This window comes from Bordetella genomosp. 9 (assembly GCF_002119725.1).
Classification (GTDB): Bacteria; Pseudomonadota; Gammaproteobacteria; order Burkholderiales; family Burkholderiaceae_B; genus Bordetella_C.
The window spans coordinates 2,544,398-2,560,706 of sequence record NZ_CP021109.1 but is presented as its reverse complement, the minus strand read 5'-3'; the positions used below and the strand labels follow the sequence as shown (position 1 = coordinate 2,560,706).

Below are 16,309 nucleotides of genomic sequence, written 5' to 3'. Positions count from 1 at the left end.
GGCCGCGCAAGCCCCAGGCGCCACTTCCTGCGTTCGGCCGCCCAGCGGCCGAACCGTCAATATCCGGGCCCGGCTGCATGCCGGTCCCGGTTTTTTTTGAGGAATCGATGCAAAACCCATCCATGTCACCCGGCGCGCCCGCATTGGCGCATGCCCCTTTGCAAGGCATCGACGCGGTGGTGGCGGCCTGTGCCGCCACGGATCCGGTGGCCCTGTTCGCGGCCATCGACGCCTATGCCAGGCCGGTCCTGGGACAAACGCTTTGCACCGTGAACCGGTTCGACGCCGATCGCATCGCTGTGGTGCGGCTGTACAGCTCCGACCCGGTCTCTTACCCGCCGGGCGGCTCCAAGCAGAAAGCAGGCACGCGCTGGGGGCAGCACGTTTTGCTGGATAGGAAGGTGTACGTGGGAGAGGGCGAGGCGGCGATCCGCGAGTCCTTCGACGACCACGCGGCGATTCTTTCGCTGGGATTGAAGTCCGTGATCAACGTGCCCGTGGTCGCCGGCGATGTCTGCCTCGGGACGTTGAATCTCCTGATGCCGGCCGAGCGCGTCGGCGCCGGTCAGGTTGCCTTTGCCAAACTGGCCGGCCTGATGGCGGTGCCTGGCTTTCTGGCAATGGCGCAAAGGGCGGGCTTTTCCCCCCGCTAGCCCGGACCATCGATGCGATCAGCGCCTCGTTCGCCTTTGCTGCACGAGCAACGGCGCGCCGCAAGCAGCCGTCGTGCAGCGGGCTCGCTTTGCAGGCAGGCAGGCGGACAGGCAGGCAGGCGCGCCACCCCGGGCGGCGCGACGCCGCGCCGCCCAGCAATGCGTCACCGCTGCTGGCTCATCATGCGTTGCATGCCTTCCTTCATCTCTTCGGGGGTCATGTCGAACTTGTGCGTCGCCACGGACCAGCGGTGTCCCTGCGGGTCCTCGATCTGCCCGTAGCGGTCGCCCCAGAACATGTCGCTGGGCGGCATGATGACTTTCGCGCCAGCGGCGACGGCCCGCTCGATGACCGCATCGACGTCGGCAACATAGAGATGGATCACGACGGAAGAGGGCTGTCCGGCCTGGGGACCGAAGCTGCCGCATTGCGGAAAGGCGTCGGCCAGCATCAGGGCCGAATCGCCTATCCGCAGCATGGCGTGCATCAGGCGCTTGCCTTCCGGGTCCATCATCCGGCCTTCTTCGGTTGCGCCGAATGCCTGCTTGTAGAAATCGATGGCGGCGGCCCCGTCGTTGCAGATCAGATGCGGCGTCAGGGCGTGCATGCCGGGCGGGATGGCGTGGGAGCTGGGTGTTGGCATGGTGCGATTCCTCTCGATGGTGGCGGCGCCCCGGGACCGCGGCTTGGAACGGGGCCTGCCACACGACGGGCGGGCAGGGCGCAAATCGACAGCGGGGCTACACTTTCGGAAGTTGTCTGCCGGCGTTCTTTATAAAACCGCCACCCCGTAAGAACGATGACTCAGGAGTAACGATGAGAAGAGCCATGCCGCGCGTTTTCCCCATGCGCCACATCGCCCAGGATCAGCTGGAAATCGACACGCCGGGACGCGGATTCATCGAGCTGACGGAGCAAATCGGGCGGCTGGCGGGAAGCGTCGGGATCACGATGGGCATCGCGCATGTTTTCACCCAGCACACCAGTTGTTCCCTGCTGATCACCGAGAATGCCGACCCGCAGGTGCGCGCCGATCTGGAACGCTATTTCGCCCGGCTGGTCCCGGACGGCGACCCCGTGTTCGGGCACGACGAAGAGGGCCCGGATGACATGCCGGCCCACGTGCGCGCCGCGCTGACCGGCGTCAGCCTGACCGTGCCCATCGCCGCCGGGAAGCTGGCGCTGGGCACATGGCAGGGCATTTATCTGTGGGAGCACCGGCAGCGGCCCCATCGGCGCATCGTCACCGTGACGCTGACGGGCTACGGGCCGCAGGCGCCGGACAACGGCAACGGGTAAGCGGTTCCGGCGGGCGGGGCACGCCGGAACCTACATCCGCATATGCTGCGGCAGCCAGGTCGCGATACCGGGCGCCAGGTAAAGCAGCAACACGGCGACGACCATCAGCGCGAACATCGGCAGCGACGCCCGCGCGATATAGGGCAGTTCGCGCCCCGTCATGCCGGACAGCACGAACAGGTTGAAGCCCACCGGCGGCGTGATCTGCGCCATCTCGACGACCAGCACGATGAAGATGCCGAACCAGATCAGGTCGATGTGCGCGGCCTGCACGGTCGGCAGCAGCACGCCCATGGTCAGCACGACGATGGAAATGCCGTCCAGGAAGCAGCCCAGGATGATGAAGAACACCATCAGCGCCATGATCAGCCAGAAGGGCGTCAGCCCCAGCCCGCCGATCCACTCCGCCAACTGGCGCGGCAGGCCGATATAGCCCATGGCCAGCGTCAGAAACTGCGCGCCGGCCAGGATCAGCGCGATCATGCAGTACAGGCGGGTGGCGCCCATCAGCGAGTCGATGAAACTGGCGCGCGTCAGCGAGCCCTGCAGCCCCGACAGGATCAGCGCCCCCACCACGCCCACCGCCGCCGCTTCGGTCGCCGTGGCGATGCCGGTGTAGATGGAGCCCAGCACGGCGGCGATCAGCAGCACCACCGGAATCAGATGCCGGGCCTCGTGCAGTTTTTCGGTCAGGCGCATGCGGCGGTCGGGCGCGGGCACGGCCTGCGGGTTGCGCAGGGCCCACCAGGCGATGTAGCCCATGAACAGCCCGGCCAGCAGGATGCCCGGCACGATGCCGGCAATGAAAAGATGGGCGATGGAAACGTCCGCGGCCACGCCGTAGACGATCATCGTGATGGACGGCGGAATCAGCAGGCCCAGGGTGCCGGCCCCCGACAAGGTGCCAAGCACTTGTTTTTCCGGATAGCCGCGGCGCCGCAGTTCCGGAATCGTCATCTTGCCCACCGTCGCGCAGGTCGCGGCCGACGAGCCCGATACGGCGGCGAAGATGGCGCAACCGATGACGTTGGTGTGCAGCAGTCTGCCGGGCAGGCGCTCCAGCCACGGCGCCAGGCCCTTGAACAGGTCCTCCGACAGCCGCGTGCGGAACAGGATTTCGCCCATCCAGAGGAACAGCGGCAGGGCGGTCAGCGTCCAGCTGGAGGCCGCGCCCCACACCGTGACCGCCATGGCGTCGCCGGCCGGACGGCTCGAAAACAGCTCCATGGCGATCCATGCGGTACCGGTCAAGGTCAGGCCGACCCAGACGCCGCAGCCGAGCAGGGCGAAGATGGACAGGATCAGCAGGGTGATTACCGCGATGTCATTCATGGGTTTGCTGCGAGGAAGGGGCCGCGTGGCCCTGGATGCGGCGGACCAGCTCATCGACCAGCGCCACGAAGAAGAACACCGTGCCGACGGCCATGCTGATCTGCGGAATCCACAGGGGCGTGGCGTCGTTGCCGGTGGAGATGTCGTTGTAGTCCCAGGAGTCGTGCGCCAGCTTCACGCTGTACCAGGCGAAGGCCGCGGACAGCACGACGCCCACCGCCAGCGCAAAGATATCCAGCCGCCGTCCGCGCGCCGGCGCCAGCGAGTTCAGGATCAGGGTGACGCGTATGTGTTCGCCGTGCTTGAACGTGCTGGCCAGGGACAGGAAGCCCGCCGCGGCCATGAAGTAGCCCGCGTAGGCATCCGTGCCCGGGATATTCCAGCCCATCTCGCGGGCGACGATGCCGGCCAGCACCGCGACCAGCACGCCGACGGTGCAGACCGCGGCGAGCACCGCGCCCAGGCCGTAAAGCCCATCCAGAAAGCGCCGCATTGCTAGTTTCCGGCCTTCTTGTAGGCGTCGATCATCGCCTGGCCATCGGCGCCGGCGCTTTTGACCCATTCGGCGATCATCTGCTCGCCGACTTTCTGCAGGCCGTTCTTCAGATCTTCGGTGGGCGCGACGATCTGCATGCCGTTCTTCGTCAGCTCCTGCTGGTACCACTTGTTCTTTTCCTGCGACATCTTCCAGCCGCGCTCCTCGGCCTGGGCGGCCGCCTTCTTCAGCGCGTCCTGAGTGGCCGGATCCAGCGCATCGAAGGCGCGCTTGTTCACGATGACCGCGTTCTTGGGCAGCCAGGCCTGGGTGTCGTAGAACTTCTTGATGTACTCGTAGGTCTTGGTGTCGTAGCCGGTGGAAGCGGAAGACATGTACGAGTCGATCACGCCGGTCGCCATGGCCTGCGCCAGCTCCGCCTGCTGCACGGTGATGGGCTGCGCGCCGACCAGTTCGGCGATGCGGGCCGTCACGGGGCTGTACGCGCGCCATTTCAGGCCTTTCATGTCGCCGACCGTCTTCAGGTCCTTGTTGGCGAAGATGCCCTGCGGCGGCCATGCCACCGCATACAGCAGCATCATGTTCTGCGAAGCCAGCTTCTTTTCCAGGAAAGGCTTCTGCGCCTGATAGAGCTTGTACGAGGCGTCGTAGCCGGTGGCCAGGAAGGGCAGGCCATCCAGCGCGTAGACGGGCGCTTCGTTGGCGAAGTTCGTGAGCAGGATCTCGCCGATCTGCGCCTGGTTGCCCTGCACGGCGCGCTTGATTTCGGGCGCCTTGTACAGCGACGCGTTGTTGTGGACCGTGATCGCCAGCTTGCCGTTGGAAAGCGTGCTGACGTCTTTGACGAACTGGTTCAGGTTCTCCACGTGGAAGTTGCTGGGCGGATACGCGGTGGGCAGATCCCACTTGGTCTGGGCCTGGGCGCCGGCCGCTATGACCAAACCACCCGCGAGCAATGCGATCTTCTTCAGCATGAAGGCTGTCCTCGTTTCATCGGCAATGTTTTCGCGCCCTTGCCCGGCGGCGCGCCGCCGCGATGCGGGGCGGGCGAAGTCGAGGCGGCGCAGGAAAGACCCGCGCAATTCTAAGGGGGCGCAGGGCGCCGGAACGGCCGCCAACGGCCTGTCTAGGGGTAATTCCTAGTCAGCGCCCCGCGCCGCCAGGCATGGCGGCGCCGCGCGGCGGCGCGCAGGACTCGCGCATGACGAACTCCGTCGGCACCTCGATGCGGGTGCCATCGGGAACGCTTTCGTCGCGCATGCGGGCCAGCAGCAGTTGTGCGGCCTCGCGGCCCAGCATGTAGCCGTCGTAGCGGATGACCGAAATGGCGGGGGTGACGAGTTGCGCCAGTTCGCTGTCGTTGGAGGCGACCAGGGACACGTCCGAGGGAATGCGGCGGTGCTTGATGCGGATTCCGCGCAGCACCCCCGGCAGCAGATGCATGCCCAGCGCGAGGATGGCCGTGGGCGGATCCTCCATGTCCAGCAGATGCTGGACTTCACGGAAGCCATACTCGGAGGCGAAGCTGTCCAGCCGCAGCAGTTGCGGGTCGACGCGCAGGCCGGCGTTCCGGTGGGCCTGCATCAGTCCCGCCAGCCGGTCGCGACCGACGCGATTGTTGCGGCCGCCGCTGATCATCGCGATGCGCCGGTGACCCAGGCCGATCAGGTATTCGGTCGCTTGCAGGGTGCCGGTCAAGTGGGCGGCGCCCACCGCGCCCAGCGTGCCGCCCATTTCGCGTTCCAGCAGCACCACGGGATAGCCGGCCGCGCGCACGCGCGCCAGGACGGCGGCATTGGATTCCTCTTCGACCGCGAAAAGCAGGCCGTCCGCGCGGCGGCGCTTGAACAGATCGATCAGCGCGATTTCGCGGTCCGGCTGGGCGTTGCTGCTGGCGACCACCAGCATATAGCCGTGCTCGCTCAGGATGTCTTCCGCGCCCTTGATCATGGACGCGTACAGCGGGTTGCGGATGTCGGAAAAAATGAAGCCGACCATGCGGGTGGGCGCGCCGCGCATGGCCTGCGCGGCGGCGCTGGGCGTCCATCCCAGTTGCGCGATGGCGCGCTCGACGCGTTCTCGCACTTCGGCCGTGACGCTGGGCGCGCCGTTGACCACGCGCGATACCGTGCCGATGGCCACGCCGGCGGCGCGCGCCACGTCATGCACGGTGATGCGCGATGTCGGCCTGGGGGTGCGTCGGTCGGTCATGGCAGGGCGTCTGGTCGGCGGGCGGGGCGGTGCGGGCGCTCGGCATGCGGTCCGCACCGCCCGCGGCCCGGTATTGTATCGGCGTTGTCCCCGGCCGATCCGGTACGTCTGCCTGCCGCGCGAATCAGTACGCCTGCTCGAACAAGGCGCGGAAGTCCGCCGTGGTCGTATGCCGCGGGTTCCAGCGGTTGTAGCCGGCTTCCGTGCACAAGCGCGCCATCTCGTCGAAGCGTTCCGGCGTGACGCCGGCGTCGCGCAAACGCGCCGGTATGCCCAGGTCCCGGCACAGCGCCTCGATCGCCACGACGGCCGCGTGAGCCGCGTCCATTTCGGGCAGGCCGCGGGTCGGCCGGTCCAACGCCGCGGCGATGCGCGCGAATTTCGCCGGATTGGCGGGCAGGTTGAAGCGCGCCACGTGCGGCAGGCAAAGGGCGTTGGACAGTCCGTGCGACAGATGGAAGAACGCGCCCACGAAGCGCGCCATGCAGTGCACATTGCCCAGGCCGGTCTGGCCGAAGGTGATGCCCGCCAGCGCGGATCCGCACAGCATATTGAGGCCGGCCTCCAGGTTCTCGCGGTTTGCCACGAAGGGCCGGATATTGGCGGCCAGCAGCCCGATGGCCTGAAGGTTGATGGCGTCCGTGACCAGGTTGGCCTTGCGCGAGATGTACGACTCGAACGCATGCACGAAGGCGTCCATGCCGGAATGCGCGGCCACGTGCGCGGGCACGGTGCGCAGGGCCAGCGGGTCCAGGATCGCGAAGGCAGCCGGATTCAGCGCGGCATGCCGAATCGACATCTTCAGGTTCTTGTCGGTGTCCGTGATGACGCACGAGCCGGAGACCTCCGAGCCCGTACCCGCCGTGGTCGGAATGGCGATCAATGGCAACGGCGGCGTGGAAAATTTCTCGATGCCTTCGTAGTCGTGGATGCGGCCGCCGTTGGTGGCCAGGATGCCCACCGCCTTGGCGACGTCCATGGTGCTGCCGCCGCCGATCGCCAGCAGCATGGTGGCGCCATGCGCCTGGCACGCCTCGAAGGCCCGCGCCACGGTGTGGGCGCTGGGGTCGGGCTCGATATCGGAAAAGATCGCGCTCTCGACATTGGCCTCGGCCAGCATGGCCTGTATGCCGGCGACGAATTCGGTGTCGCGCAGCGCACCGTCCATGGCGATGAACAGCCGCTTGCAGGCGTGCCGGCGGACCAGCCCGCCGATTTCGCGATGCGCGCCCACACCCATATACAGACGCGTGGGGCAGAAGAAAGAACTGATGTCCGTGGCTTGCATGACAGATCCGTGTCGGGGTTACTTGGAGGGGTCCCATCCACCGGCCAGACGCGTCCAGCGCTCGGTTTCCTGGTGGACGAAAGCGGCGAACTGGTCCGGCGGCATGCCGCCCGGTTCGGCGGCCATGGTTTCGAGCGTCTTCTGCAGATCCGGGTCCTTCATGCTGGCGACGACCGCCTGGTAGATCTTCTGTTTGATGTCCTCGGGCAGTCCCTTGGGCGCGGCCAGGCTGTACCAGGTGGTCATCTGGTAGCCCGGCACGCCGGACTCATCGAGCGTGGGCACGTCAGGCAGGAAGGGCGTGCGCTGCTTGCTGGTGACGGCAAGGGGCTTGACGCTGCCGCCGGCAATCTGCGACGCGGCCGAGGCCGCCGAATCCAGCGCGAACGTCAGGCGTCCGCCTATCAGGTCGGTCATCATCGGCGCGGCGCCCTTGAAGGGCACGTGCACGGCCTGCATGCCGGTTTGCTTCAGCAGCAGTTCCGCCGACAGATGTTGCGTGCTGCCGATGCCCGCGGATCCGTAATTGATGTCGCCGGGGTGCGCTTTGGCGTAGGCAAGCAGTTCGCGCACGTTGGACACGGGTAGGGACTTGGCGACGACCAGCACGTTGGGCACGTTCGCCACCGTCGTGATCTGCGTCAGGTCCCGCTCGAAATCGTAGGAAAGATTCTTGTACAGGGCATTGGCCGCGGTATGGCCCACGTTGCCCAGGAGCAGCGTGTAGCCGTCCGGCCGGGCGCGCGCGACGATGCCCGCGCCCACGGTGCCGCCCGCGCCCGGCTTGTTCTCGACGACGACGGTCTGGCCCAGCTGCTTCTGCAATTGCGCCGCCATGGCTCGCGCGACGATGTCCGTCGTGCCGCCGGGCGTGAAGGGCGCGACCAGGGTGATGGGGCGCTCGGGCCAGGACGTTTGCGCGTGAGCGGCCGGCGCGCAGGCCAGCGCGCCGACGGCGGCCGCGGCGGCGGCGAAGCGAGGGAAGAAGTGCTTGTTCATGTCCGGTATCTCCGTTCTGTTTATAGGTGTGCGTCAGGCCGGTGGCGGCCCGCATGGCAGGATGGCGTCAAGCGCGGCAAGCCGCGCCGGCGCCCGCCCGTCCGATGGTTTCGGGCAGGTGCCGGTGCGCGCCTGCCGGAAATGGTCAATCGACCGTGATGCCCAGCTTGCCGATCACCGGGCCCCAGCGCCGCACCTCGGCATTCAGCAGTTCGGCGGCGCCTTCCGGCGTTTGCTGGGCCGGGGCGGGGGCCTCGATGCCGCTGCCGGACAGGCGGCCCTGCGTGGACGGGTCGGCGATGGATGCGCGCAGGGCGCGGTTCAGCCGCGTCACGACGGCGGGCGGGGTGCCGCGCGGCACGAGCATCATGTTCCAGATGTCGTAGCGCAGGTCGGCATAGCCGGATTCACCCGCGGCGGGCACGTCGGGCAGGGCCTTGATGCGTTGCGGCCGCAACACGGCCACGCCGCGCACCATGCCCGACTGGATATAGCCCACCGATGTCGTGCTGCTGTCGACCATGTAATCCAGGTGGCCCGCCATCACGTCGTTCAGCGCCTGGCCGGCGCCGCGATAGTTGACCGCGTTGATCTTCAGGCCCAGGCGTTCGTTCAGCAGGATGCCGCCCAGGAACGACCCGGAGCCCACACCGGCCGCGCCGAAGTTCATCTGCGGCCCGTGGGCCTTGGCGTACTTCGCGAAGTCGTCCAGGCCCGTCACGGGAAAGTCTTTTCGGGCCGACACCACCTGCGGCGCGTCGCCGATCGATCCCAGCGGAATGAAGTCGCTGAGCACGTTGTACGAAAGACGCTTGTACAGGCTTGCGTTGGCGGCCAGCGTGCCCACGTTTCCGACCAGCAGCGTATAGCCGTCGCCCGCCGCGCGCGCCGCCCGCGCATTGCCCACCGTGCCGCCGGCCCCCGGAGTGTTCTCCACGACGATGGGCTGGCCCAGGTCCTTGGACATGCCTTCGGCGACGACGCGCGCCAGCACGTCGGTGGGACCGCCCGCGGCGAACGGCACGATCAGCGTCAGCGGCCGGCGTGGAAAGCCGGTATCCGCGGCGCCGGCTGCCCATGCCGCCGCGGGCAGCGCCAGGCCCAGCAGCAGCGCGGCGCAGGTGTGGCCGGCCCGGCGCCGGCCGGGTCGGAAAGTCTCCTCTCTCATTGTTGTCCTCGATCAGGGGTTGAAAATCACCAGGCGTTCTTCTGTCATCTCGCGGATGGCGTAGGCCGGGCCTTCCTTGCCGAAGCCGCTGTCCTTCACGCCGCCGAAGGGCATGACGTCGGAGCGGGCGCTGGAGGTTTCGTTGATCTGCACCGTGCCGAAACGCAGCGTGCGCGCCGCCTTCAGCGCGCGGTCGATGTCCTGCGTGAACACGCCTGCCGACAGGCCGAACGGCGTGTCGTTGGCGCTGGCCAGCGCGGCGTCGAAGTCGTCGAAGGGCCGCAGGACCAGCATCGGCGCGAAGGCTTCCTGGCACCACACGCGTCCGCCGTCGGGCGCGTCGGCCAGGATGGCGGGCTCGATGACGGAGCCGCTGCGGCGGCCGCCGCACAACAGGCGCGCGCCGCCGTCCACCGCTTCGCGGATCCAGGTTTCGGCGCGGATGGCCGATTGTTCCGAGATCAGGGGTCCCACCCGGGTGGCGGGATCGCGCGGGTCGCCGGCCGGCAGCGTGGCGGCGAAATCCACCAGGCGCCGCGTCACCTCCTCGGCAAGGGAGCGATGCACGTACAGGCGCTGCACGGACGTGCAGACCTGACCGGCCTTGCGCAGGCCGGCGTTGGCGATCTTCGGAATGGCGCGCGCCAGGTCGGCGTCTTCGCAAACGATGGTGCTCGCGATGCTGCCCAGCTCCATCTGGGTGCGGCGCAGCCCGGCGGCCTGCTGGATGATGCGGCCCACGCGCGTGCTGCCCGTGAAGGTATAGAAGGCGATGTCCTGTTCCTCCAGCAGCCAGCCGCCCACGCTGTCGCCTTCGCCTTGCGTAATGGCCAGGAAGGCGGGTGGCATGCCGGCCGCCAGCAGCACTTCGCCCAGCAGCGCAGCGGTCAGCGGCGTAAAGGCGGACGGCTTGAGCACGACGGCGTTGCCGGCGGCGTAAGCCGGCGCGACCTTGTGCAGCACCGTGTTCAGGGGCGAGTTGAACGGCGTGATGGCGCACACCACGCCCACCGGAAAGCGCTGCGTGAAGCCCAACCGCTTTTCGGCGCCGGGGCTGGCGGCAAAGGGAACCATTTCGCCGACCAGCCGCACCGCTTCCTCGGCCGACAGGTTCAGGGTGACCATGGCGCGGTCCACTTCGCCGTTGGCGTCGGCCAGCGTGAAGCCCGCCTCGGCCGCCATCACCTGGACGAAATGTTCGCGGCGGGATTCGATCAGCGCGGCGGCTTGGCGCAGCACGCGGGCGCGTTCATGCGGCGCCGGGGCGCCGCGGCGGGCAGCGGCGCTGGCGACGCGGATCGCGTCGGCGACCTGCTCGCGCGTGGCCTCGCACACCTGCGCGATGGTCTGGCCCGTGTACTTGTCCAGCACCGGAAAGCGGCGCGGGCTGTCCAGCCAGTTGCCGTCGATGAGCGTGCCCGTGGCAGGCATGGCCCCAGGCGGCAGTAGGGAAGCGGTCGATGCGTTCATGGGATATGGGTCCGATCGGCGGTTGATACAGTGAACTTTCGGTGAAACGTTATTTCTAGATGGCGATGGTGATGTTTTCGTCGTCGGCTCGCGACTACCGCTGGAAGCACATGGCCGGGAACAATGCCATCCGTGTAGCCGGCTCCTTTCATGCTTTTCCCGAAAACAGGGGGCGGCAGCGGCGCGTGTCTCGTGATGAAACGTTATTATTGGCGGCATGGTAGTGGCGGCGGCGGGCTTCCGTAAGGGCCTTCGGCTCAACACCTCTTCAGCGGAACTGAAGTCGGGCGCGGCGCATGCCACAATTCGTTTTCTGGAAATCGAACGCGGACTTTCGATGGAATTGCGGCAATTGCGCGCCTTCGCGCGGATCGTGGAACTGGGCAGCATGGGGCGCGCGGCCGCAGAGCTGGGCGTGGTCACCTCGGCGCTCAGCCAGCAGATCAGCCGCCTGGAGGGCGAATTGGCGACGCGTCTGCTGCAGCGCACGTCGACCGGCGTGGTGCCGACCGATGCCGGCCGCGCCTTTCTGCGCCAGGCGCAGCTCGCCATCCGCCATGCCGACGCGGCGGCCATGGCCGCCCGCGAAGCCCGCCTGACGGGACAGGTCAGCGTGGGGCTGGCGTCCACCACCGCTACGGTGCTCGCGCCGCGCTTCATCCACGCAATGCAGGAACGCTATCCCGACGTGCGGCTGCGCATGACGGAAAGCCTGTCCGGGCATCTGGCCGCCATGCTCAATGCCCGGCAGCTCGACCTGGCCATCGTCTTCCATACGGACGCCGCCCAGCGCTGGACCGTGCGGCCGCTGCTGGACGAACAACTGGTGCTGATCGGGCAGCCGACCACGCCGCGGTGGCCCGCCGCGGAGACCGCCAGTCTGCGGGACATCGCAGGCGTGCCGCTGGTGCTGCCCAGCGCCGCGCACGGCCTGCGCAATCTTGTGGACGCCGCGTTTTCGCGCATCGGGGCCGAGCCGAACATCGCCGCCGAGGTCGATGGGCTGGCGACCTTGATGGCGATGGTGCGGGTTGGGCATGTCGCGACGATCCAGCCGGGCGCGGCGCTGGCCGCCGACCCGGCGCTGGGGCGCATCTGGCTGGCGGAGCCGGATCTGCATCGCAAGAACCTCCTCGTCAGTTTGCCTGAAGACGAGTTGTCTCCTGCGGGCCTCGCGGCTCGGGTCGTTCTGGGCGACGTCGTGCGGGCGCTGGTGGAAGAGGGTGGCTGGCCCGGCGCACGCCTTCAGAAAATGTGAATACCCGTTGAAGGGAATGCCCTTACGGCGCGACGCCGTCTGGTCTACAGTCCGCACCTGTCCAAGGAGGGCTGACAAGCCATGTGGGATGTATTGGTTATCGGCGGCGGCAACGCCGCCCTTTGCGCTGCGCTGATGGCCCGCGAGGCCGGCGCCAGCGTTCTGCTGCTGGAAGCCGCGCCGAAGGCATGGCGCGGGGGCAATTCGCAGCACACGCGCAATCTGCGCTGCATGCACGACGCGCCGCAGGATGTGCTGGTCGACGCGTATCCGGAAGAAGAGTATTGGCAGGACCTGTTGAAGGTAACGGGCGGCCTGACGAACGAACACCTGGCGCGCCTGACCATCCGCGCGTCGTCGTCCTGTCGCGACTGGATGCGCCGCCATGGCGTGAACTTCCAGCCGCCGCTGTCGGGCGCGCTGCACGTGGCCCGCACCAACGCCTTCTTCATGGGCGGCGGCAAGGCGCTGGTCAATGCCTATTACCGCAGCGCCGAAGCGCTGGGCGTGCAGGTGCGCTACGAGGCGCCGGTCGAGCGCCTGGAGTTGCGCAACGGCCGCTTCGTCGCCGCCTTCGTGGGCAACGAGCGCATCGAAGCGAAAGCCTGCGTGCTGGCCGCCGGCGGTTTCGAATCGAATCGCGAGTGGCTGCGCGAGGCCTGGGGGCAGAACGAGCGCGGCGAATGGCCGGCGGACAACTTCCTGATCCGCGGCACGCGCTTCAACAAGGGCGTGCTGCTGAAGTTCATGATGAATGAGGGCGCCGACATCATCGGCGATCCGTCGCAGTCGCATTGCGTGGCCATCGACGCGCGCGCGCCCCTGTACGACGGCGGCATTTGCACCCGCATCGATTGCGTGTCGCTGGGCGTGGTGGTCAACCGCGATGCGGAACGCTTCTACGATGAAGGCGAAGACTTCTGGCCCAAGCGCTATGCGATCTGGGGCCGGCTGGTGGCGGGACAGCCCGGGCAGATCGCCTATTCGATCATCGATGCCAAGGCGGTGGGCCGCTTCATGCCGCCGGTGTTTCCGGGCACGCAGGCCGATACGCTGGAAGAGCTGGCGCGCAAGCTGGGCCTGGACGAAGAACGCTTCATGCGGACCATGCGCGAATACAACGCGGCCTGCCGTGTCGGCACCTTCGACCACACCAAGCTGGACGATTGCCACACCGAAGGGATTGCGCCGGCCAAGACGCACTGGGCGCGCCCCATCGAGCGCGCGCCGTTCTTCGGCTATCCGTTGCGCCCGGGCATCACCTTCACCTACCTGGGCCTGAAGGTGAACGACCAGGCTGCCGTGCATTTCGGCGGCGTGCCCAGCGACAACCTGTACGTAGCCGGCGAAATGATGGCGGGCAACGTGCTGGGCAAGGGATACACGGCGGGCGTCGGCATGTCGATCGGCACCGCATTCGGCCGCATCGCCGGTACGCAGGCCGCGCGCTACGCGCTGGCCTCAGGAAAGAATTCGTCTATGGGAGCTGCCCTTGAAACAGCTTGAAGCCCTCGTCGAGCAGGCCAGCGCCATGAACGGCGTGACGCCCGACGTCCCGGTCACCCCGGCCCGTACGGCCGAGGGTCATACCTCCATGAAGGAAACGTCGGTGAAGTTCGTGCGCCATGGCGCGCACGCGCCCACCACCGAAAACGAAGCCGAAGTGGCGCGCATCATGCAGATATGCAATGCCTGCCGCTATTGCGAAGGTTTTTGCGCGGTTTTCCCCGCGATGACGCGGCGCTTGGAGTTCGGCAAGGCGGACGTCAACTATTTGGCGAACCTGTGCCACAACTGCGGCGCCTGTCTGCATGCCTGCCAGTACGCGCCGCCGCACGAGTTCGCCGTCAACGTACCGCAAGCCATGGCCAAGGTGCGGGTGCAGACCTATACCGATTACGCGTGGCCCGCGGCGCTGGGCGCGCTGTACAAGCGCAACGGTTTGACGCTGTCGCTGGCGACGGCCGCCGCGCTGGCGTTCTTCCTGGTCCTGGCCATGATGTCGGCCGGCTCGTTGCTGCACCAGCCGCTGGCGGGCAACTTCTACGCCATCTTCCCGCACAACACGCTGGCCCTGATGTTCGGCGTCGTTTTCCTGTTCGCCATCCTGGCGCTGGGCATCGGCGTCACCCGGTTCTGGCGCAATGTGTCGGGCGGGCAGGCGACCGGCCCCGCGGCGGCGGAGGCGGCGCACGATGCCTTGCGGCTGCGCTATCTGGACGGCGGCCATGGCAAGGGCTGCAACGAATCGGACGATGCGTTTACGCTGGCGCGGCGCCGGTTCCACCACTTCACGTTCTACGGCTTCATGCTCTGTTTCGCGGCCACCTGCGTGGCCACGCTGTACCACTACCTGCTCGACTATCACGCGCCGTATCCGTTCTTCAGCGTGCCGGTCGTGCTGGGGACGCTGGGGGGTATCGGCTTACTGATCGGCCCGGCGGGCCTGCTGTGGCTGAACCTGCGGCGCCATCCGCTGCAGGGGGATGCCGCGCAGCGGCCCATGGACCGCGGCTTCATCGTGCTGCTGTTCCTGATTTCGCTGACGGGCCTGGCGCTGCTGGCCGGCCGCGATACGGGCGCCATGGGCCTGCTGCTGTCCGTGCACCTGGGGACGGTGATGGCGCTGTTCCTGACCCTGCCGTACAGCAAGTTCGCGCACGGCATCTACCGCAGCGCGGCCCTGCTGAAGTGGAACATCGAGAAGCGGCAGCCGAACTCGCTGCAACTGGGTTCGGACTGACCGGAAGCGCTATTCGGGCGCGGGCGGTCGGCGCGCGTAGTACCAGTTGAGTACGGGCGACGCCGACACGCCGTGCACGAACACCGACGCGACGAGAACGCCAAGCGCGATGGGCATCAGGGCGCGCGCCTGTTCGGGCGCGCGTTCCAGCGCGAACAACAGGTAGTAGAACGTGCCCACGCCACGAAACCCTAGCCATGCTGACACCAGCCGCTGGCGCCACCGCGTTCCGGTGCCCGCCATCGCGGCATACACGGCCAGCGGGCGGGCCACGAAGAACAGCAGCAGCATCATGGCCAGCGGCGCCCACCCCAGCAGTTCGCGCCAATGGGCCGAGATCACCGCCCCGATCAGCAGCATCAGCGCCAGTTCCACGATGCGTTCCATCTCCACCGAGAACGCCATCATCGATTCGGCCAGATAGGCATGGGCCAGGTTGGGGTCCTTTGCCGCCGCGCGGCGTTCGCCATGCGATACGTCGCGCAGCGCTTCGCGCGGTTTTTCCTCGCCGGTGGCGCGCATTTCGCGCCGGCGCAATGCCACGCCCGCGCAGAACACGGCAAGGAAGCCGTAGCCGTGCACCAGGATGGTCACGCCATAGCACGCCGCCATCAGGCCCAGCGCCAGAAAGCCTTCGAAACCCATGGCCTTGGCGTAACGGATGCGCAGCTTCGCAACCAGGGTCTCCGTCAGGGTGCCCATGCCCCAGCCGATACCCACGGCCGCCACCACGCCCCAGACCAGTTGCGCCGTGAGCAGCAAGGGGTGCGACAGCGCCTGCGTGTCGCGCAGGCATAGCAGGACACCCAGCAGGGCGAAGGGATAGGCCGCGCCATCGTTGGCGCCGCCTTCTCCGGACAGCGAGAATCGCAGCGGGTCGTCGTCGCCGGCCTCGCGCGGACGCAGTTCGCTGGCCAGTACGGGATCGGTGGGCGCCAGCGCCGCGCCCAGCAGCAGGGCGGCGCCCACGCTGAATCCCAGACCGACATGGGCGGCGACGGCCATGATCGCGATGGTGATGAACATGGCGGGCAAAGCCAGCCGGAAGGGCGGCGACCACAGATTGTTTTCGAGCGGCGCGCGCAGGTGCAGGCCGATGGCGAACAGGGAAACGATCAGGCCGGTCTCGGTGATCACCCGGAGCACGCGGGTATTCTCGTGGATGCTGACATCGAGCAGCCCGAAGCCGGCAGGGCCGATCACGAATCCGACGACCAGGTAGATCATCGCGCCGGTCATGGGCAGCCGCGCGATCACGCTGCGCGCCAGCGCGACGGCAATCAGCAGGACCCCGACCAGCATGTACCAAACGGCCTCCGTCGTTTCCGATCCCGTCATTCGCGTCCTCCCGTCATTGGCTTGCTCCCTTCATTCGCATACACCTTCCAGCG

At 67.6% G+C, this 16,309-nt stretch carries 15 protein-coding genes; 5 read left to right on the top strand and 10 right to left on the bottom strand.

Features of this window, described 5'->3' with window-relative positions; translation table 11 throughout:
* Positions 1-107 precede the first annotated feature (107 nt).
* Complete coding sequence (locus CAL13_RS11780) at positions 108-653, top strand: GAF domain-containing protein (RefSeq protein ID WP_086072498.1); 546 nt, start codon at positions 108-110, stop codon at positions 651-653.
* A 164-nt stretch (positions 654-817) separates the two neighbouring features.
* Here the strand turns inward: CAL13_RS11780 and CAL13_RS11775 are convergent, their stop codons facing one another.
* Entirely contained in the window at positions 818-1,297 is a 480-nt protein-coding gene (locus CAL13_RS11775; RefSeq protein WP_086072497.1) for a VOC family protein, read from the bottom strand.
* 173 nt (positions 1,298-1,470) lie between these two features.
* Between CAL13_RS11775 and CAL13_RS11770 the strand changes: the two genes are divergently transcribed.
* Positions 1,471-1,953: a secondary thiamine-phosphate synthase enzyme YjbQ gene (locus CAL13_RS11770; protein WP_232467650.1), complete on the top strand. Its 483-nt coding sequence runs from the start codon at positions 1,471-1,473 to the stop codon at positions 1,951-1,953.
* Positions 1,954-1,983: 30 nt separating this feature from the next.
* On the opposite strand, the gene CAL13_RS11765 is transcribed toward CAL13_RS11770, so the two are convergent.
* The 8 genes from CAL13_RS11765 to CAL13_RS11730 form a co-directional block, all read right to left on the bottom strand.
* Entirely contained in the window at positions 1,984-3,285 is a 1,302-nt protein-coding gene (locus CAL13_RS11765) for a TRAP transporter large permease (protein WP_086072495.1), read from the bottom strand.
* Complete coding sequence (locus CAL13_RS11760) at positions 3,278-3,778, bottom strand: TRAP transporter small permease (RefSeq protein ID WP_086072494.1); 501 nt, start codon at positions 3,776-3,778, stop codon at positions 3,278-3,280. The genes CAL13_RS11765 and CAL13_RS11760 overlap by 8 nt, the downstream gene beginning before the upstream one ends.
* Before the next feature lie 2 nt (positions 3,779-3,780).
* Positions 3,781-4,755 (bottom strand): TRAP transporter substrate-binding protein, encoded by a 975-nt coding sequence (locus CAL13_RS11755; protein WP_086073622.1) that lies wholly within the window; start codon positions 4,753-4,755, stop codon positions 3,781-3,783.
* 169 nt (positions 4,756-4,924) lie between these two features.
* Positions 4,925-5,992 carry a LacI family DNA-binding transcriptional regulator gene (locus tag CAL13_RS11750; RefSeq protein WP_086072493.1) on the bottom strand — a complete coding sequence of 356 codons (1,068 nt, stop codon included), beginning with the start codon at positions 5,990-5,992 and terminating at the stop codon, positions 4,925-4,927.
* Between the two features lie 124 nt (positions 5,993-6,116).
* Entirely contained in the window at positions 6,117-7,280 is a 1,164-nt protein-coding gene (locus tag CAL13_RS11745; RefSeq protein WP_232467649.1) for an iron-containing alcohol dehydrogenase, read from the bottom strand.
* Between the two features lie 18 nt (positions 7,281-7,298).
* Positions 7,299-8,279, bottom strand: coding sequence for a Bug family tripartite tricarboxylate transporter substrate binding protein (locus CAL13_RS11740; RefSeq protein ID WP_086072492.1), 981 nt, complete (start codon positions 8,277-8,279; stop codon positions 7,299-7,301).
* Between the two features lie 145 nt (positions 8,280-8,424).
* Positions 8,425-9,447 (bottom strand): Bug family tripartite tricarboxylate transporter substrate binding protein, encoded by a 1,023-nt coding sequence (locus CAL13_RS11735; RefSeq protein WP_086072491.1) that lies wholly within the window; start codon positions 9,445-9,447, stop codon positions 8,425-8,427.
* A 12-nt stretch (positions 9,448-9,459) separates the two neighbouring features.
* Entirely contained in the window at positions 9,460-10,917 is a 1,458-nt protein-coding gene (locus CAL13_RS11730; protein ID WP_420042393.1) for an aldehyde dehydrogenase family protein, read from the bottom strand.
* 337 nt (positions 10,918-11,254) lie between these two features.
* Here CAL13_RS11730 and CAL13_RS11725 point away from each other — a divergent pair, with 337 nt between their 5' ends.
* From CAL13_RS11725 to tcuB, 3 genes are all read left to right on the top strand, one after another.
* The gene (locus CAL13_RS11725; protein WP_086073620.1) at positions 11,255-12,175 is read left to right on the top strand and encodes a LysR family transcriptional regulator; all 921 of its coding nucleotides are present in this window, start codon (positions 11,255-11,257) and stop codon (positions 12,173-12,175) included.
* Between the two features lie 81 nt (positions 12,176-12,256).
* Positions 12,257-13,681, top strand: coding sequence for an FAD-dependent tricarballylate dehydrogenase TcuA (gene tcuA, locus CAL13_RS11720; protein ID WP_086057551.1), 1,425 nt, complete (start codon positions 12,257-12,259; stop codon positions 13,679-13,681).
* Between the two features lie 88 nt (positions 13,682-13,769).
* Positions 13,770-14,918, top strand: a complete 1,149-nt coding sequence (tcuB, locus tag CAL13_RS11715; RefSeq protein WP_232467837.1) for a tricarballylate utilization 4Fe-4S protein TcuB — start codon at positions 13,770-13,772, stop codon at positions 14,916-14,918.
* 9 nt (positions 14,919-14,927) lie between these two features.
* Here tcuB and CAL13_RS11710 read toward each other — a convergent pair whose 3' ends face one another.
* Positions 14,928-16,256 carry a cation:proton antiporter gene (locus CAL13_RS11710; protein WP_086072489.1) on the bottom strand — a complete coding sequence of 443 codons (1,329 nt, stop codon included), beginning with the start codon at positions 16,254-16,256 and terminating at the stop codon, positions 14,928-14,930.
* Between the last annotated feature and the right edge of the window lie 53 nt (positions 16,257-16,309).

Coding starts and splice junctions, on each gene's coding strand:
- CAL13_RS11780 (WP_086072498.1), top strand. CDS start 108: ATGCAAAACCCATCCATGTCACCCGGCGCGCCCGCATTGGCGCATGCC.
- tcuA (WP_086057551.1), top strand. CDS start 12,257: ATGTGGGATGTATTGGTTATCGGCGGCGGCAACGCCGCCCTTTGCGCT.
- CAL13_RS11760 (WP_086072494.1), bottom strand. CDS start 3,778: ATGCGGCGCTTTCTGGATGGGCTTTACGGCCTGGGCGCGGTGCTCGCC.
- CAL13_RS11775 (WP_086072497.1), bottom strand. CDS start 1,297: ATGCCAACACCCAGCTCCCACGCCATCCCGCCCGGCATGCACGCCCTG.
- CAL13_RS11755 (WP_086073622.1), bottom strand. CDS start 4,755: ATGCTGAAGAAGATCGCATTGCTCGCGGGTGGTTTGGTCATAGCGGCC.
- CAL13_RS11725 (WP_086073620.1), top strand. CDS start 11,255: ATGGAATTGCGGCAATTGCGCGCCTTCGCGCGGATCGTGGAACTGGGC.
- CAL13_RS11770 (WP_232467650.1), top strand. CDS start 1,471: ATGAGAAGAGCCATGCCGCGCGTTTTCCCCATGCGCCACATCGCCCAG.
- CAL13_RS11745 (WP_232467649.1), bottom strand. CDS start 7,280: ATGCAAGCCACGGACATCAGTTCTTTCTTCTGCCCCACGCGTCTGTAT.
- CAL13_RS11730 (WP_420042393.1), bottom strand. CDS start 10,917: ATGAACGCATCGACCGCTTCCCTACTGCCGCCTGGGGCCATGCCTGCC.
- CAL13_RS11765 (WP_086072495.1), bottom strand. CDS start 3,285: ATGAATGACATCGCGGTAATCACCCTGCTGATCCTGTCCATCTTCGCC.
- CAL13_RS11710 (WP_086072489.1), bottom strand. CDS start 16,256: ATGACGGGATCGGAAACGACGGAGGCCGTTTGGTACATGCTGGTCGGG.
- CAL13_RS11750 (WP_086072493.1), bottom strand. CDS start 5,992: ATGACCGACCGACGCACCCCCAGGCCGACATCGCGCATCACCGTGCAT.
- CAL13_RS11735 (WP_086072491.1), bottom strand. CDS start 9,447: ATGAGAGAGGAGACTTTCCGACCCGGCCGGCGCCGGGCCGGCCACACC.
- tcuB (WP_232467837.1), top strand. CDS start 13,770: ATGAAGGAAACGTCGGTGAAGTTCGTGCGCCATGGCGCGCACGCGCCC.
- CAL13_RS11740 (WP_086072492.1), bottom strand. CDS start 8,279: ATGAACAAGCACTTCTTCCCTCGCTTCGCCGCCGCCGCGGCCGCCGTC.